The organism is Pseudomonas sp. SA195 (genome assembly GCF_054131565.1).
Genome location: NZ_CP096392.1, coordinates 1304517 through 1320179 on the forward strand (window position 1 = coordinate 1304517; position 15663 = coordinate 1320179).

Annotated in this window: 13 protein-coding genes; 7 read left to right on the plus strand and 6 right to left on the minus strand. The window is 61.9% G+C overall.

The window, feature by feature from the left end:
* Positions 1 to 91: 91 nt before the first annotated feature.
* Entirely contained in the window at positions 92 to 1762 is a 1671-nt protein-coding gene (gene leuA, locus M1D78_RS06015) for a 2-isopropylmalate synthase (RefSeq protein WP_437420108.1), read from the minus strand.
* A gap of 283 nt (positions 1763 to 2045) precedes the next feature.
* Between leuA and M1D78_RS06020 the strand changes: the two genes are divergently transcribed.
* Together M1D78_RS06020 and M1D78_RS06025 are read left to right on the plus strand one after the other, a co-directional pair.
* On the plus strand, positions 2046 to 2447 hold the full coding sequence (locus tag M1D78_RS06020) for a DUF2946 domain-containing protein (protein ID WP_437420107.1): 402 nt from the start codon (positions 2046 to 2048) through the stop codon (positions 2445 to 2447).
* 54 nt (positions 2448 to 2501) lie between these two features.
* Positions 2502 to 4622, plus strand: coding sequence for a TonB-dependent copper receptor (locus M1D78_RS06025; protein ID WP_437420106.1), 2121 nt, complete (start codon positions 2502 to 2504; stop codon positions 4620 to 4622).
* A 103-nt stretch (positions 4623 to 4725) separates the two neighbouring features.
* Here the strand turns inward: M1D78_RS06025 and M1D78_RS06030 are convergent, their stop codons facing one another.
* The 4 genes from M1D78_RS06030 to xseA form a co-directional block, all read right to left on the minus strand.
* Entirely contained in the window at positions 4726 to 6018 is a 1293-nt protein-coding gene (locus tag M1D78_RS06030) for a mechanosensitive ion channel family protein (protein WP_437420105.1), read from the minus strand.
* A gap of 27 nt (positions 6019 to 6045) precedes the next feature.
* Positions 6046 to 6588 (minus strand): hydrolase, encoded by a 543-nt coding sequence (locus M1D78_RS06035; protein ID WP_437420104.1) that lies wholly within the window; start codon positions 6586 to 6588, stop codon positions 6046 to 6048.
* A 9-nt stretch (positions 6589 to 6597) separates the two neighbouring features.
* On the minus strand, positions 6598 to 7422 hold the full coding sequence (locus tag M1D78_RS06040) for a peptidoglycan DD-metalloendopeptidase family protein (protein WP_437420103.1): 825 nt from the start codon (positions 7420 to 7422) through the stop codon (positions 6598 to 6600).
* A 102-nt stretch (positions 7423 to 7524) separates the two neighbouring features.
* Positions 7525 to 8901, minus strand: coding sequence for an exodeoxyribonuclease VII large subunit (xseA, locus tag M1D78_RS06045; RefSeq protein WP_437420386.1), 1377 nt, complete (start codon positions 8899 to 8901; stop codon positions 7525 to 7527).
* A gap of 113 nt (positions 8902 to 9014) precedes the next feature.
* Here xseA and M1D78_RS06050 point away from each other — a divergent pair, with 113 nt between their 5' ends.
* The 4 genes from M1D78_RS06050 to M1D78_RS06065 all read left to right on the plus strand — a co-directional run bounded on the left by M1D78_RS06050 (position 9015) and on the right by M1D78_RS06065 (position 14351).
* Positions 9015 to 9566: a sugar ABC transporter ATPase gene (locus M1D78_RS06050; RefSeq protein ID WP_437420102.1), complete on the plus strand. Its 552-nt coding sequence runs from the start codon at positions 9015 to 9017 to the stop codon at positions 9564 to 9566.
* Positions 9567 to 9692: 126 nt separating this feature from the next.
* Complete coding sequence (gene guaB / locus M1D78_RS06055; RefSeq protein WP_437420101.1) at positions 9693 to 11162, plus strand: IMP dehydrogenase; 1470 nt, start codon at positions 9693 to 9695, stop codon at positions 11160 to 11162.
* A 101-nt stretch (positions 11163 to 11263) separates the two neighbouring features.
* Complete coding sequence (gene guaA / locus M1D78_RS06060; RefSeq protein WP_437420100.1) at positions 11264 to 12844, plus strand: glutamine-hydrolyzing GMP synthase; 1581 nt, start codon at positions 11264 to 11266, stop codon at positions 12842 to 12844.
* A gap of 307 nt (positions 12845 to 13151) precedes the next feature.
* Positions 13152 to 14351: a tyrosine-type recombinase/integrase gene (locus M1D78_RS06065; RefSeq protein ID WP_437420099.1), complete on the plus strand. Its 1200-nt coding sequence runs from the start codon at positions 13152 to 13154 to the stop codon at positions 14349 to 14351.
* A gap of 29 nt (positions 14352 to 14380) precedes the next feature.
* Here the strand turns inward: M1D78_RS06065 and M1D78_RS06070 are convergent, their stop codons facing one another.
* Positions 14381 to 15349 carry a LuxR family transcriptional regulator gene (locus M1D78_RS06070; RefSeq protein WP_437420098.1) on the minus strand — a complete coding sequence of 323 codons (969 nt, stop codon included), beginning with the start codon at positions 15347 to 15349 and terminating at the stop codon, positions 14381 to 14383.
* 86 nt (positions 15350 to 15435) lie between these two features.
* On the opposite strand from M1D78_RS06070, the gene M1D78_RS06075 reads away from it, so the two are divergent.
* A complete protein-coding gene (locus M1D78_RS06075; RefSeq protein ID WP_457933527.1) occupies positions 15436 to 15663 on the plus strand; it encodes a helix-turn-helix transcriptional regulator in 228 nt (75 codons plus the stop codon).

Consider the following 15663-nt stretch of genomic DNA (forward strand, 5'->3'; position numbering starts at 1 on the left):
GGGGCGGCGACCATACCGGCTCGGTGCGAAAGGGGGAAGAGGTCGTGCAGCCATCCCGAGGCGCGAATGCGCCCCGGGTTAGGTGGTCGCGTCAGGCCGCCTTGCTCTGCGCTTCGCGAGATGCCCGGTTCAAGGCGCTAAACAGCGCGCGAATGCTGGCTGTCGTGATGTTTTCGTCGATGCCGATTCCATGCAGCGGTCGCTCGCCGTCCAGGCGGACCTCGATATAGGCGGCCGCGCGGGCGTTGCTGCCGGCGCCGATCGAATGCTCGTGGTAATCCATGATCTCCAGCTTGACCGGCAAGCCCGCAACCAGCGCCTCCAGCGGGCCCTTGCCGATGCCGCGCCAGCGCATGATCTCGCCCTCGCTGGACACCTCCACATCGACGGCGCTGGTGCCGTTCTCCTCCTGCAAGCGATGGCTCTTCAACGTGTAGGGGGCGGTAGCCTGCAAGTACTCGCTTTCCAGCAATGCATAGATCTGCTTGGCACTCATTTCCAGGCCGAGGCGATCGGTTTCGCGTTGCACCACCTGGCTGAACTCGATCTGCATGCGCCGTGGCAGGCTGATGCCGTATTCCTGCTCGAGCAGGTAGGTGATGCCACCCTTGCCGGACTGGCTGTTGACACGAATCACCGCTTCGTAGCTGCGGCCGATGTCGGCCGGGTCGATTGGCAGATAGGGCACTTCCCACATGCCGTTCGGGTCCTGCTGGCTGAAACCCTTGCGGATCGCGTCCTGGTGCGAGCCGGAGAAGGCGGTGTGGACCAGGTCGCCGACATAGGGATGGCGCGGATGCACCGGCAGCTGGTTGCATTCCTCGACCACCTTGCGCACGGCGTCGATATCGGAGAAGTCCAGTTGCGGATCGACACCCTGGGTGTAGAGGTTCAGCGCCACGGTCACCAGGTCGACGTTGCCGGTGCGTTCGCCGTTGCCGAACAGGCAGCCTTCGACGCGATCGGCACCCGCCATCAGGCCCAGCTCGGTGGCGGCGACACCGGTGCCGCGGTCGTTATGGGTGTGCAGGCTGATCAGCACGCTGTCGCGCTTGTTTACATGGCGACCGAAGTACTCGATCTGATCGGCGTAGATGTTCGGCGTCGCCGCTTCGATCGTCGCCGGCAGGTTGAGAATCAGCTTCTGCGCAGGCGTCGGCTGGAACACCTCGATCACGGCGTTGCACACCTCGACGGCAAAGTCGGTCTCGGTCGAGCTGAACACCTCGGGCGAATACTCGAAGCGCCAATCGGTTTCAGGCGCTGCCTCGGCCAGACGCTTGATGACCTTCGCCGCGCTCACGGCGATGTTCACCACACCGGCCCTGTCCTGGTTGAAGACGATGCGGCGGAAGCTCGGCGCGGTCGCGTTGTAATAGTGGACGATGGCCCGCTTGGCGCCCTTAAGCGATTCGAAGGTACGGGTGATCAGGTCCTCGCGGGCCTGGGTCAGTACCTGGATGGTCACGTCGTCGGGAATATGACCGCCCTCGATCAGTTCACGGACGAAATCGAAATCGGTCTGCGACGCCGACGGGAAGCCCACCTCGATCTCCTTGAGGCCGATCTGCACCAGTGTCTTGAAGAAACGCATTTTCTTGCCGGCATCCATCGGCTCGATCAGCGACTGGTTGCCGTCGCGCAGATCGGAGCTCAGCCAGATCGGTGCCTGCGTGATGGTTTTCGATGGCCAGGTCCGATCCGCAATGTTGATCGCCGGAAAAGCGCGATATTTCGTCGAGGGATTCTTGAGCATGGTCATGGTGTTTCTCCGTCGGTGGCGTGGGCGAGAGGGGGCGGCTCTCGCGTACAGCATCGTTGATGGTGCAAACCTAGTTGGTCTCCGGGATCTATTGCAAGAACAGTTTTAAAATTGGAATAAATCACCAATTATTCTTTTTGAAAGCAATAAATGGTTGGAAAGGGTGGCTGGTTGGGCGTTCGCTTGCCGCCTGGCTTGCGGCCTCATGTCGCATCGATGGGTCGAATGGGCGTGCGATGATCCTGCCGCTCCGCTGGAGCTTGTCTGAAACAGGAATGCAGTCGTGACACGCAAAGGGCTTTCGACATCGAGCATCTGGCTTGGCTTGTTCGCCATGCTGATGATTCATGTCGGCCCCTTGTACTCCGCCCTGCAGGCCACCGCTGCGCAGACATCCAACGCCAGTGCGCATGTGCACCTGCATGATGAGCTAGGGCAGGCGGCTTCTACCGCCATGGACCACCACGGCGGCCGCGGGGTCAGTGCCCCCGCATGGCTGAGCGCGCTGAAATTCTGCGGCTATTGCGAGCTGCTGACGCTCAATCCGCCGCTGACACTGTCGTTGCAGCTAGCCTTGCCGCTGCTGCGTCCTGTCCCCGTCCATGCACTGCCTGCGAAGCCTCTGCCCCCGACCCGGCGCAGCAGCAGCGGATACCCGCGCGCGCCACCCGTACTGCCTGGCTGATGCTCCGGGCCGCCTGCACGCGGCCTGACAAGTCAACGCAGATATGGAAAACCTATGTCCAGGCACACTCGTGGTTGCACGGCGCGCTCGCGCCTGTCCGTTACTTTTGCTCTTCGTCCTGGCTGCCGTCGCTGGCAGCTGGCCCATGGCGCCTTGCTGGCCGTGCTGGCCGGCACGGCGCTCGCGGCCGAACCTACCGATCCGCAGGACCACGCCGCGCATGCCGACGCTGGCGCGACGTATGAGCTGGCGCCCATGGTCATCACTGGTGTCGCGCAGCAATCGCCGCTCACCGTGGTCACCGATCCGAAGGTTCCGCGCCAGCCGATGCCGGCCAGCGACGGTGCCGATTACCTGAAGACCATCCCCGGCTTCTCGGCGGTGCGTAACGGCGGCGTCAACGGCGATCCGGTGTTTCGTGGCATGTTCGGCTCGCGCCTGAAGTTGCTGTCCAACGGCGGCGAGATGCTTGGCGCTTGCCCGAGCCGCATGGACTCGCCCAGCTCGTACATCAGCCCGGACACCTACGACAAACTGACGGTCATCAAGGGGCCACAGACGGTGCTCTGGGGCCCCGGCGCGTCGGCTGCCACGGTGCTCTTCGAGCGTGAGCCGGAGCAGTTCAGCGAGCCGGACTACCGCCTCAATGGCAGCGTGCTGACGGCTTCGAACGGACGCTTCGACCGTAACCTCGATGCGGCCGCCGGCAATGCCCAAGGCTACGCGCGGCTGATGGCCAACAGTTCGCAGGCCGATGACTACGCCGATGGCAACGGCGATACCGTCCCGTCGCGCTATGCCAAGTGGAACAGCGACGTCGCGCTGGGCTGGACGCCCGACGACGACACGTTGCTCGAGCTGACCGTGGGCCGCGGTGACGGTGAAGCGCGTTATGCCGGACGCGGCATGGACGGCAGCCAGTTCAAGCGCGAGAGCGCGGCGCTGCGGTTCGAGCGGTCCAACCTTGGCGAGGTGCTGCAGAAGATCGAGGCGCGCGTCTACTACAACTATGCCGACCACGTCATGGACAACTTCAGTCTGCGCACGCCTTCGGGTACCGGCATGATGGCCAACCCCATGGCGGCCAACGTCGACCGGCGCACCCTGGGCGGCCGGTTGGCCGCGACCTGGCAGTGGGACGACTACACCCTGGTGTCCGGGGTCGATGCGCAGCGCAACGAGCACCGCAAGCGCAGTTCCCGCTACGACATGATGACCGGCGACTTCACGGCGCATGACCGTTTCGCCTGGGACAAGGACGCGGACTTCCACGATTACGGCGTGTTCGGCGAACTGACCCGTTCGCTGAACGATGATAGTCGCCTCATCGGCGGCGCGCGCCTGGATCACGCGACCACGCAGGACTACCGCAGCAGCGGCCCCTCGGCGGGTGACAGTCGCAGCGACAACCTGCCGAGCGGCTTCCTGCGCTATGAGCAAAACCTGCGTTCGCTTCCGGCAACGGCCTACGTCGGCCTGGGCCACACCCAGCGCTTCCCCGACTACTGGGAGCTGTTCTCAGGCGGTGCCAATGCCTTTGCCAACGTGAAACCGGAAAAGACCACCCAACTCGATGTCGGCCTGCAGTACAGCCAGGGCCCGCTCGATGCCTGGGCCTCGGCGTATGTGGGGCAGGTGCGGGACTTCATCCTGTTCAGCTACGGGACCAACATGATGGGCATGTCGACCTCTAGCGCCGGCAATGTCGACGCGCGCATCATGGGCGGCGAACTCGGCGCCACCTACCGCCTGAATTCGAACTGGAAAACCGATGCCAGCCTGGCCTATGCCTGGGGCAAGAACAGTTCCGATGGCCAAGCGCTGCCGCAGATGCCGCCGCTGGAAGGGCGCCTGGGGCTGGGTTACGAGCGCGGCGACTGGAGCGCGGCGGGCCTGTGGCGGCTGGTCGCGGCGCAGACCCGGGTGGCCGAAGGGAAGGGCAACGTGGTCAGTCGGGACTTCGATGAGAGCGCAGGTTTCGGGGTGTTCTCGCTCAACGGCGCCTATCGCCTGAACCGTCATCTCAAGCTGAGCACTGGCATCGACAACCTGCTCGGCAAGGCCTACAGCGAGCATCTGAACCTTGCCGGCAATGCCGGAATCGGCATGGCGGCGGACGAGCGCATCAACGAGCCGGGCCGCACCTACTGGGCTCGTGTCGACATGAGCTTCTGACCAGCAGCGCCATAAGCCGGGGCAGGGCGTTTTGCTGCTCCGGCTTGCCGGTTGGCCAAGCCGGCCGCGTCGACCGGCAGCGCGCCGCAGCGCCAGACGGCTTTTAGGGTGGGCTGGTGCCGTCCGGCGCGCCCGCTTGCGCGGCTCTCGTCACTTCGCCGGGTTGCCCAGACGTGGCGCGCCAGTCGCGCATGTCCGCGCCGCTCGGGTGCTGGAAGACGCGCAAGCCGAACTCCGGCAGGATCGCCAGCAGATGGTCGAAGATGTCCGATTGGATGCTCTCGTACTTCACCCACTGCACCGTATTGGTGAAGCAGTAGATCTCCAACGGCAGGCCATCTGCCGTCGGGCTCAGTTGGCGGACGATCAGCGTCATGGACTGATGAATGCCGCCGTGGCTGCGCAGATAGCGCTCCACGTAAGCGCGGAAGCTGCCGATGTTGGTGATGCGCCGAGTATTGACCGGCTCCTTGCCGCGCTCTTCTAGCTTGGCGTTCCACTCGTCGATCTCGCGGCGTTTCTCGGTGAGGTAGTCGTCGAGCAGGTTGAAGCGGTGCAGGCGCTCGCACTCGTCCGTGCTCAGGAAATGCACGCTCTGCTGATCCAGGTAGAGGCAGCGCTTGATGCGCCGGCCGCCGCTTTCCTGCATGCCGCGCCAGTTCTTGAACGAGTCGCTGATAAAGCGCTTGGTCGGGATATTGGTGATGGTCTTGTCCCAGTTCTGCACCTTCACGGTATGCAGCGCGATGTCGATCACGTCGCCGTCGGCGTTGAGTTGCGGCATCTCGATCCAGTCGCCGACGCGGATGATGTCGTTCGAGGAGATCTGCACGCTGGCAACGAGCGAGAGGATAGTGTCCTGGAAGATCAACAGCAGCACCGCCGCCATCGCGCCGAGGCCGGACAGCAGGATCAGCGGCGAGCGGTCGATCAGTGTGGCGATGATGAGGATCGTCGCAATCGCATAAATGGCGATCTTGATGACCTGCAGGTAGCCCTTGATCGGATGGACGTGAGCATCGGCACGGCGCTGGTACATCAGGTTGATGATGTCCAGCAGCGCGCCCAGGGCGAGCGCGATCGTCAGGACGATAAAGCCGCTACACACATTGCGCACCACGGTGACGGCCGCTTCAGGCAGGCCGGGCACCGCGTTGACCCCGACCGAGAGCACCAAGGCCGGAACGATGTTCGACAGGCGGCGGATGATGCCAAAGTCCTGCAATTGCGCATCCCGCGAGCTGCGCAGCACCTTGTATAGGCCGCGCACGAGGATGCGCTTGACCACCCAGTTGGCCAGCCAGGCGGCAAACAACAACGCCGCGCTGGCGACGAGTGTCTGGAGCTCGGGATGGGCCCTGAGCCAATCCATTGAACTGCTCAGTTCGTCCTGCATCGGTATGACTCCGTCATTGGGTAGCGGTCAGCGTATGAATTCGCGGCTGATCGAGCGGAACAGGTCCGTGCCGGCCTGTTCCATCCATTCGAAGGCGACCATTTCGCGCGACACGATCTGCGCGCCAGCCTGTTGCATGCGCGCGAGCCCGAGCGCCTTGTCAGTGGCGCGCCGGGAGCCGACGGCCTCCTCGACGATGAACACCTGGTTGCCGCGAGCGAGAAGGTCGAGCGTCGTTTGCAGCACGCAGATATGGGTCTCGATACCGCTGATCACGAACTGCTGCCGCTCGCCGCCGGGCCGTTTGAACAGCTCGCCGTCGCGGGCCGCCGAGAAATGCAGCTTCTCAATGATCGCGTCTTCGGCAATGCCGTCGCGCAGCGAGGCGAGCGTCGGACCAAGGCCCTTGCTGTATTGCTCGGTCAGCAGCACCGGCACGCCGACGCGCTGCGCGACCTGGATCAGCCAGGCACTGTGGTCAGCCAGCGTGGCGCCGCCCTCGATAGCGGGAAACAGCCGCTCTTGGATATCGACGATGAGCAGGGTGGATTGCTGCGGGTGGATGAGCATGGCGGCTCCTCAGGGTTTGAATGCGCCAATGAAGATAGACGGGTCGACGCGCGAATCGTTGAGGCTGACGTTCCAGTGCAGGTGCGGGCCGGTCGCGCGACCGGTCGAGCCGACCCGGCCGAGCACTGCGCCCCGGTCGAGCGCGTCGCCGACCTGCACCTCTACCTTGGACAGATGACAGAACATGCTGATCAATCCCTGGCCGTGGTCGACGAATACTGTCTTGCCATTGAAGAAGTAATCGCCGGTCAGGATGACCGTGCCGGCGGCGGGCGCCTTGATCGGTGTGCCGGCCGGCACGGCAAAGTCGAGCCCCGAATGCGGGTTGCGCTCCTGGCCGTTGAAAAAGCGGCGCAGCCCGAACGGCGAGGACAGCGGGCCGTCGACCGGCTTGTCGAATAGCAGATTGCTGGGCTGGCGCGCGCTGAATGCTCGGTAAGCGCGTGTCTGCTCGTTCAGTTCGCGCTCGATGCGCTTGAGATCGTCGGGGTTGGGATCAACCTGGCGCTGATTTTTAAGGGTGATGCGTTGTTCTCGATAGGTGCGGGGCGAGACGCGGAACGGGCGGGGCTGGCCGTCGACGTCGAGCGTCTGCTCAACGGCCTTGGTCGAGAGGGGAATGCCGACGATCGCGATCCAGCGCTGGCCGTCTTCACGGATCACCAGTACCGGCTTGCCATCGTACCGGGCACGTGGAGCACTGGCTGCATCGCCCAGGTCGACGACCGCGACGCCGCCCGGCACGGGTTTGTTCAGCAAGCGAGTGAGGAAGCCCTCGGCATGGGCGGGAAGGGCAAGCAGGAGGGTAATCAGCAAGGCGAAGGCGCGAAGCATGCGGGGATCCGTCTGGAGAAATGGCCCATCCTCGCGTAAACCTCCAGCCAGCGAAAGAGGCGGGGAGGCGCGGCTCACAGCGCGGTGGGCCTCCAAGGTGCCTCAGAGCAGCGGCAGGGTCACGGGTACGAGGTGGTTGTCCTCGACCCGCACGTCCAGTTCGCCTTCACCCAGGCGTGCCTTGAGCCGCTGGCCGGGTTGGGTCTGCTTGGCGCTGCGAATCGCCTGGCCTCGCTCGTCGAGCAGGATGCTGTAGCCGCGTGACAGCGTGGCGAGCGGGCTGACTACATTGAGTGTTTGCACTGCTGCCTGGAGCTGGTGCCGCTGACCCTTGAGCCGGTCCTGCATGGCGCGGGGCAGCCGCCCGGACAGATGCTCGAGGCGCTGTTTCAGGAGCGTGAGGTTACGCCCTGGATGTTGCGCATTCAGCCGGGTGTCCAAGCGTGCAAAACGCTCCTGTCCGGCACAGAGGCGGCGGTCAATGCCGCGCAACAGGCGCTGTTCGAGGTCGTCGATCCGCTGGGCTTGTTGCTGGAGGCGTTCGCCGGGATGACGCAGACGTCGCGTCAGGCTGTCGAGGCGGGCCCCGTCGCGATGCAAGCGGTCATGCATCCGCAGCAGCAACCGCTGGCGCAGGCCTTCGAGGCGCTGGCGCACGTCGGCGCTACTGGGTGCTAGCAGTTCGGCGGCGGCCGAGGGGGTTGGGGCGCGCACATCGGCGACGAAATCGGCGATGGACACGTCCGTCTCGTGGCCAACCGCGCAGACTATGGGCGTCTCGCAGGCGGCCACCGCGCGCGCTACGACCTCTTCGTTGAAGCACCAAAGATCCTCCAGCGAGCCACCACCGCGGGCGAGAATCAATGCATCGAAACCGCCACGATCGGCCAGTTCCAGCGCACGGACGATCTGCACCGTCGCGTCGCGGCCCTGTACCGGGGTAGGGACCAGCGTCAGCGCGACATGCGGTGCGCGGCGGCGGAACACGGTGATGATGTCGCGGATCACCGCGCCGGTGGGCGAGCTGACAATGCCGATCCGTCGCGGGTGAGCGGGCAGCGCGCGCTTGCCGGCTGCGTCGAACAGACCCTCGGCGCTGAGCTTTTCTTTCAGCGCCTCGAACGCCAGGCGCAGGGAACCGTCGCCCGCTGGCTCGACATTGTCGAGGATCAGCTGGTAATCGCCACGGCCTTCGAAGAGCGATACGCGGCCGCGAACCTTGACCGCCAGGCCGTCACGCAACGCCTGCCGCACGCGCAACGCGTTCTGGCGGAACAGGGCGCAGCGTACCTGGGCGTTCTTGTCCTTGAGCGTGAAATACAGGTGGCCGGAAGCCGGCTTGGCCAGGTTGGAGATTTCGCCTTCGACCCAGACCTGGGCGAACACGTCCTCCAGCAGCAACCGTGCGCGGTTGTTGAGCTGGCTGACCGTCAGCACTTCGCGGTCGAGATTCAGGCGTTGGAAAGGATCGTTGAGCATGGCGGCGATGATAAGGGAAACGGGCGAGGGGTGCTGCAACCGACCAGCCGGCATTGACCTCCCCTGGCGTGGCATTAAGCTGCGCGGCCACGACATCACCTGCAGAGCCGTTCATGGGCCACAGCCAAGCCATCATCGTCCCTCGCGTCTCCACCTTCCCGGGCCATGAAGCCAAGGCGCGCATGATCCTGCGATGGCTGGCCGAACGCCGCATCGTCGAGCCATTGCCCACGACTTGCGCGCGCGGCGCGGGTGGAATGGGGTATGCGATCGCCCCAGGAGCGCGCCGCGTGGTGCATCACCCGGACCGTTTGCCCTTCGGCGAAGCGATCAATGGATTGGAAGTCGTGCTTAAACGCTGCATCTATACACCCACCCGCGATTTCGCCGAGGAGGCCGGCTGCCCGGAGTGCCGTCGGGAAATCGGGGAAGCGTTGTTCGAGAGTCTGGACGAATGGATGCCGGCGCAGACGGAAAATTTCATCTGCCCTGAATGCGGTTTCGAGGACGACATCAACGGGTTTCTCTTCATCCCGGCCTGCGGTTTTTCCAACCTGGGCTTCATCTTTAACGGCTGGGGCGACGCGGAGTTCAAGCCCACCTTTATCGAGGAGTTTGCCGAGCGCCTCGGTTTTGCGGTGTCGCTGATCGTCGCTTCGGCGTGACCGAACGGTCAGTTCGGCAGCGACGCGCTCGGTGGTGTTTCTGGACACTAATGCGCGCGCATTGAGCGTAAGGGGCGGCGTGGGTATAATGCCGCGCTTCCTTTTTCCCGCCTGGGAGCCCCCGCCATGCTGCGTATCAGCCAAGAAGCCCTGACTTTCGATGACGTTCTCCTGATCCCGGGTTATTCCGAGGTCTTGCCGAAGGATGTCAGCCTCAAGACCCGCCTGACCCGCGAAATCGAGCTGAACATTCCCCTCGTTTCGGCCGCGATGGATACCGTTACCGAGGGCCGCCTGGCCATCGCCATGGCGCAGGAAGGCGGCATCGGCATCATCCACAAGAACATGAACGTGGAGCAGCAGGCGGCTGAGGTGCGCAAGGTCAAGCGTCACGAGACGGCTATCGTTCACGATCCGGCCACCGTCAGCCCTGAAACCAAGATCAGCGAGTTGCTGCGCAAGGCGCGCGAACTGGGCTTCTCGGGCTTCCCCGTGGTGTCGGGCAAGGAGCTGGTGGGTATCGTGACCGGGCGCGACCTGCGCTTCACGCCGAACGTCGGTGATTCGGTCGCCGCGATCATGACGCCGAAGGAAAAGCTGATCACCGTTCAGGAAGGCACTGGTCTCGAGCAAATCAAAGCCAAGCTCCATGAGCACCGCATCGAGAAGATGCTGGTCGTCGACAGCAATTTCCACCTGCGTGGCCTGGTCACCTTCCGTGATATCGAAAAAGCCAAGACCTACCCACTGGCGTCGAAGGACGATCAGGGTCGGTTGCGTGTCGGTGCTGCGGTCGGCACAGGTGCTGATACCGCCGAGCGCGTCGAAGCACTGGCAGCAGCCGGCGTTGACGTGATCGTCGTCGATACCGCTCACGGCCATTCGCGCGGCGTACTCGATCGCGTGCGCTGGGTGAAGGACAACTTCCCACAGGTACAGGTCATTGGCGGCAACATTGCCACCGCCGAAGCCGCGCTTGACCTGGTCAAGGCCGGCGCCGACGCGGTCAAGGTCGGCATCGGTCCGGGCTCGATCTGCACCACCCGCATTGTCGCCGGTGTCGGCGTGCCGCAGATCTCTGCCATTGCTAACGTCTCCGCTGCGCTCGAAGGCACCGGCGTGCCGATGATCGCCGACGGCGGTATCCGTTTCTCCGGTGACCTGTCCAAGGCCATCGTCGCCGGCGCCAATGCCGTGATGATGGGCTCTATGTTTGCCGGTACCGAAGAAGCCCCGGGCGAGATTGAGCTCTTCCAGGGCCGCTCCTATAAAGCCTACCGTGGCATGGGCTCGCTTGGCGCAATGTCCCAGGCCCAGGGCTCGTCCGACCGCTACTTCCAGGATTCCGCCGCGGGTGCCGAGAAACTCGTCCCCGAGGGCATCGAAGGGCGTGTGCCGTACAAGGGTTCGCTGGCTGCGATCATCCACCAGCTGATGGGCGGCCTGCGTGCCTCCATGGGCTACACCGGCAGCGCGACCATCGACGATATGCGCACCCGCCCGCAGTTCGTACGCATCACCGGGGCCGGCATGGCGGAGTCGCACGTGCATGACGTGCAGATCACCAAGGAAGCGCCCAACTACCGGGTTGGTTGATATTTCTGTCGCTGGAGGCTGAACGCCGAGCGGCTGGATGAGCACATGACTCCTTCAGCCGCTTGCGTTCAGCCTTCAGCCGTTTTTCCCAGGGGAAAAAAATGGCCCATCAAGACATTCACGCTCACCGCATCCTGATCCTCGATTTTGGCTCCCAATACACCCAGTTGATCGCCCGTCGCGTTCGCGAGCTCGGTGTTTACTGCGAGTTGCATCCGTGGGACATGAGCGAGGACGACATCCGGACTTTCGCCCCGCGCGGCATCATCCTCGCGGGTGGCCCCGAGTCCGTTCATGAAGCGGGCAGCCCACGTGCGCCGCAGATCGTCTTCGACCTTGGTGTGCCGCTGTTCGGCATCTGCTACGGCATGCAGACCATGTCCGAGCAGCTGGGTGGCCGGGTTCAAGGCTCGGACGAGCGCGAGTTCGGCTATGCACGGGTTGATCTGGTCGGCAAGTCCAAGTTGTTTGACGGCATTGAAGACCACATGGACGACGACGGCGTGTTCGGCCTCGATGTCTGGATGAGCCACGGCGACAAGGTCACCGATTTGCCGAAGGGCTTCCATATCCTGGCCAGCACGCCGAGCTGCCCGATTGCCGCCATGGGCGACGAGGAGCGTTGCTATTACGGCGTACAGTTCCACCCGGAAGTGACCCACACTCGCCAGGGCGGGCGCATTCTGTCGCGCTTCCTGCTGGAGATCTGTGGCTGCGAGGCGCTCTGGACGCCGTCCAACATCGTCGAGGACCTCGTCGAGCAAGTGCGCGCTCAGGTGGGTTCTGACAACGTTCTGCTGGGCCTGTCTGGCGGCGTGGACTCTTCCGTTGTCGCGGCGCTGCTGCATAAGGCCATTGGCGAACAGCTGACCTGCGTTTTCGTCGACAATGGCCTGCTGCGTCTGCACGAGGGTGACCAGGTCATGGCCATGTTCGCCGAGAACATGGGCGTCAAGGTGATCCGGGCTGACGCCGAAGCGCAATTTCTGGACAACCTCGCCGGCGAGGCCGATCCGGAAAAGAAGCGCAAGATCATCGGCCGTACGTTCATCGACGTCTTCGACGCTCAGGCGAGCAAGCTCGACAACATCCAGTTCTTGGCTCAGGGCACGATCTACCCGGACGTCATCGAATCGGCCGGCGCCAAGAGTGGCAAGGCGCACGTGATCAAATCTCACCACAACGTCGGCGGCCTGCCGGAGGAAATGAACCTCAAACTGGTCGAGCCGTTACGTGAGCTGTTCAAGGACGAAGTCCGCAAGATCGGGCTCGAACTCGGCCTTCCCTACGATATGGTGTATCGCCATCCCTTCCCGGGCCCGGGTCTGGGCGTGCGTATTCTCGGCGAAGTGAAGAAGGAATACGCCGACCTGCTGCGTCGCGCCGATGACATCTTCATCACCGAGCTGCGCAAGGCGGATTGGTACCACAAGGTCAGCCAAGCCTTCGTGGTATTCCAGCCGGTGAAATCGGTCGGTGTGGTGGGGGATGGGCGTCGGTACGCCTGGGTCGTCGCGTTGCGTGCGGTCGAAACCATCGACTTTATGACGGCCCGCTGGGCGCACCTGCCCTACGAGCTGCTGGAGAAGGTCTCCAACCGCATCATTAACGAAATCGAAGGTATCTCCCGCGTGACCTACGACGTGTCGAGCAAACCGCCAGCAACGATCGAGTGGGAATGATCGACCGTCCGGCAATGTCCGGCACTAACTGGCAATAGATGCCTTGGAGCCCGCGTAATTGCGGGCTTCTTGCATTTTGCGTGTGGAATTTTCTGGCAAGTTTTGGCAGCGGCAAGCAACTCTTTTGCGTGGTACAGATAATGGTAGTATCCAGATGAAATGCCATGCGCTGCCCTCGATACCATGGTGGTGTCGAGCTGGCTTCATGGTATTTATTTTAGGTTAGTCATTGATTTATAAGGGTTTATATCCTTTTAGATTGAGGCCTTTCTATCATGGTATTTCTACTTGGAGATTCGCCAGGGCGATGCTGACCGATACCAAGCTGCGCAACCTCAAACCGCAAGAGAAGCTATACAAAGCCAATGACCGAGATGGTCTTTATGTTGCGGTCACGCCTGCCGGCTCAATCTCATTCCGCTACAACTACGCAATTCACGGCAGGCAGGAGACCATCACCTTCGGTCGCTACGGGGTTGGTGGAATTACCTTGGCAGAGGCGCGGGAGCGCTTGGGTGAAGCGAAGAAGATGATCGCTGCAGGCAAGTCTCCTGCGAAGGAGAAAGCGCGGGCCAAGGCGCGCGTCAAAGATGCAGAGACCTTCGATGCTTGGGCCCAAAAATGGCTACGTGGCTATCAGATGGCTGATTCAACTCGTGACATGCGCCGTTCGGTCTATGAGCGTGAGCTGAAGTCGAAATTTGGTAGCCGAAAGCTCATCGAAATCAACCATGAAGATCTGCGAGCACTCGCTGACTCCATTGTCGAGCGCGGTGCCCCGGCGACGGCGGTGCATGCGCGCGAAATCGTACAGCAGGTGTTCCGCTGGGCAATTGAGCGAGGTCAGAAAGTTGAGAACCCCGCCGACTTGGTTCGTTCGGCAAGCATTGCCAAGTTCGAACCTCGTGACCGCGCATTGGCGCCTGATGAGATCGCCCTGATGTACCAGTATATGGACCGTATCGGTACTGCATCATCTGTGCGTGCCGCAGCCAAACTGTTGTTACTCACCATGGTGCGCAAGAGTGAGTTGACCAATGCCACATGGGGCGAAATCAACTTTACGGAGGCGCTATGGACCATTCCCAAGGAGCGCATGAAGCGTCGTAACCCTCATTTGGTGTTCCTGTCTAGGCAGGCCCTGGACTTCTTCATTGCGCTAAAGACCTTTGCGGGCGGCTCGGACTACGTTTTCCCGTCTCGTTACGATTCCGATCAGCCTATGAGCGCTGCGACGATCAATCAAGTGCTGACTTTGACCTATCGACTCGCGCAAAAGGAAGGCAAACCGCTTGGCAAGTTCGGGCCGCATGACCTGAGGCGTACGGCAAGCACGCTTCTGCATGAGGCAGGTTACAACACCGATTGGATTGAGAAGTGTCTTGCTCATGAACAGAAGGGCGTGCGAGCGGTTTACAACAAAGCTGAGTACCGCGACCAGCGGCGGGAGATGTTGCAGGATTGGGCCAATATGATCGATGACTGGACTGCTGGTAATTCCCGCTGATTTTTTAGCGGCTAAATTTCACGCTGATGTTACCGCTTCAAATGGAGCGCATCAGGAATGGACCCCAGCGCCTTCGATACGGCTTGGCGTCCGATTCCCAATCTTCGCCCAATCTCCGATTGACTGAAACCGAAGTGCAGCAGTGCAAGCATCTGCTTTTTTCTATCTGATAGCTTTGAATCCACCATGAGGCGCGCTTGATAGCGGAGTTCCGCCTTGTCCGCTGGCTGGGTTGTTTGGCCCAACATGTAATAGTAGAAATAACTGTCTACCAGCGGGGTCCCGGATGCTGCCTGTGGCGTGGACCGTTTCGCGCATTGACGGTTGAGCCTTGCGAGTTCGAGATCAAACTGTCCCTGGGATCGTTTAGCTGTCCGATACGTTGGGTTCCATGCGCCATCCATCCGCTTCGGCCGGTGCTTGAGGCAGTATCGGTGGCTGAGTTCGAGCTTTCTATGGTCGTCCAGTTCGACATCATTGATACGCCCATCAGCTATCGTCGCCATGAAGGCAGCGAACTCGGTTAGATTGCCGCAGAGATCGCAAAAACCATGTTTTCGTTGGCTATTTAGGTTGACGCCTTTTGCGGGGTTTGACGTTTTGGGTCGTTTGCAGGCGCAGTCCCAGACCAATTCTATAATTGACTCCAGGGTTGCGACAAAGCGCTGGTCTGTAGCGGTCTGCCTATCCTCCGTCTTGATAAATTGGCGTAGCAGCTGACGTTGCATGCGAACCATAGCGTCAAGTCCTACTAGCCGAATGATCGCGCTGAGACTAACGCCCGTACCAGATCCCGGCACGTATCCACTGTACTTGTCCGGAAGAGTCGTCATGTATGCGGCCACAGCGGGATCGATGACTTCTTCTATCAACCCAATGATTGGATAGCGCCGAGAAGATATGGAATACGGCTGCCAGCGCCCCTCGAATTTCCGAATGGCTTCCAAAACTGAAGGTGCGCAATTTGCCCATACGACGATGCTAAATTCTTTTCTCATGTCAACTATTATGGACAATTAACACGGTAAAGCAATGTGCACCGCTTGGCAGCATGAGGCAGGTATCGGTAATTGGAGGCCAAGCCATGCAAGCATTGCAAAGCAAGACGTTGATCAACCGAAAAAGGTTATCGGAGATAATCCCTCTCTCGACGCGAACTATCTATAACTTGGAGCAGCGGGGGGAGTTCCCGCGCCGTATCGTGCTTACTAGCAGAAGTATCGCGTGGGACTTGGCGGAAGTTGTAGAGTGGATTGAGGCACGCAGAGCGTCAGGTATTCAGGCAGCCCGCCCCGGCGACGAGAGGAGCTGA